This window comes from uncultured Aurantimicrobium sp. (assembly GCF_936931525.1).
Taxonomy (GTDB): domain Bacteria; phylum Actinomycetota; class Actinomycetes; order Actinomycetales; family Microbacteriaceae; genus Aurantimicrobium.
The window spans coordinates 1-1,821 of the sequence record NZ_CAKZII010000186.1 but is presented as its reverse complement, the minus strand read 5'-3'; the positions used below and the strand labels follow the sequence as shown (position 1 = coordinate 1,821).

The following is a 1,821-nucleotide window of genomic DNA, read 5'->3' as shown; positions in this document are numbered from 1 at the left end:
ACCACGCTTATCTCTTCAGTGGTCCTCGTGGTTGTGGCAAGACAACTTCTGCCCGCATCTTGGCTCGCTGCCTCAACTGTGCTGAAGGCCCCACCGATACTCCCTGCGGCAAGTGCCCCAGCTGTATTGAACTTTCTCGTGACGGCGGTGGATCTCTTGACGTCGTCGAAATCGACGCCGCCAGCCACAACGGTGTCGACGATGCACGTGACCTGCGTGAACGTGCCGTCTTTGCTCCCGCTCGTGACCGCTACAAGATCTTCATCCTCGATGAGGCCCACATGGTCACCCCGCAGGGCTTCAACGCTCTGCTCAAGTTGGTGGAAGAACCCCCTGAGCACGTGAAGTTCATCTTCGCGACCACCGAACCTGAAAAGGTCATTGGCACGATTCGCTCGCGCACCCACCACTACCCCTTCCGCCTGATTCCTCCTGCCCAGATGCTCGAGTACTGCGAGAGCCTCTGTGTTTCCGAGAAGATCGCGGTCGAACCTGGTGTGCTGGCACTGGTTGTGCGCGCCGGTGGCGGTTCTGCTCGTGACACCTTGTCTCTGTTGGACCAGCTCATCGCCGGTTCAGAGAATGACGCTGTGACCTATGAACGTGCTGTTTCTCTCCTGGGTTACACCCACAGTGCTCTTCTTGATGAAGCAGTGGACGCGCTCGCTGCAGCAGATTCTGCAGCAGCTTTCGCTGCTGTGGATCGCGTGATTCAAACCGGTCAGGATCCTCGCCGTTTTGTCGAAGACCTGCTGGAACGCCTGCGTGACCTTATCTTGGTTGCCGCAACAGGTGCCAATGCGAACTCAGTGCTCCGCGGCATTCCTGCGGATGAACTTGAGCGCATGCAAGCACAAGCAAAGAACTTCGGTTCTGCTGAGCTCTCCCGAGCAGCTGATGTGGTGAACTCCTCTCTCACCGAGATGACTGGCGCTACCTCGCCTCGTCTTCACCTCGAACTCATGATTGCTCGATTGCTGGTTCGTGCAACTGGTGGTGCTCCAGCTGTAGTTGTCGCACCTGCCGTTTCGGCACCGGCAGCTCCAGCTGCCCCCGTTACTAAGCCTGCCGCTGCACCTGCCGCCACTGCGCCAGTTACCCCAGCTCCCAAGGCTGAAGCTCCTGCTCCTGCTGCACAGGCAGAGCCAGTGAAGGAAGCGCCGGTTAAGGAAGCTCCTGTAGTTGTTGTTCCCACTGGTCCTGTGGGAACCCGCGAGCTACTTGAGGCATGGCCTGCTGTGCTGGAGAAGATTCAGGCGAAGAGCCGTGCCGCATGGCTGGTTGTTGTCTCTGCTCAGGTTCGTTCTCTGGAAGAGGACGTCCTCACCTTGGTCTTCAGTAACGAGGCAGATGCTGCCTCGTTCCGCCCCCAGAAGGGCGTGCCCGGAGGAGTCCACGAGATTCTTCGCCAGGCCATCATTGACACTCTCGGTGTTCGCGTGGCGTTCAAGGTCTCCAGTGATTCCTCTGCAACTGCACCTATTGACCGTCTGACGGAGACCGGTTCAGTTCCGGTTGCTGAAGCCCCGGTGAACGCTCCTCGTGAGTTTGCAACTCCTGCACCAGAAGCGCAGGTTGAGGAGCCCCCTCTTTCTGAAGAACCACCTGCTGATCTAGATGAAGAACCCCCCTTCGAAGAGGCAGCACCGCCCGCCTCAGATGATGGCTGGGATGTTGTGGCCATTCCTGGCGGGGGAGCACCTGCAGTTCTCGAAGAAGAGCCTGCTGTTGAACAAGTTGTTGAAGTGGCCGAGGTTGCGGCACCTGCTGCTCCGGTAGCGAAGAAGCTCACCCCAGAGCAGGCTGCTCAAGAAGATGCCC

The 1,821-nt window shown here is 58.6% G+C and carries 1 protein-coding gene; it reads left to right on the top strand.

Annotation, left to right across the window (positions count from 1 at the left end; translation table 11 throughout):
* The coding region (gene dnaX, locus Q0362_RS09415; protein ID WP_298122847.1) for a DNA polymerase III subunit gamma/tau at nt 1-1,821 on the top strand (1,821 nt) is incomplete at both ends.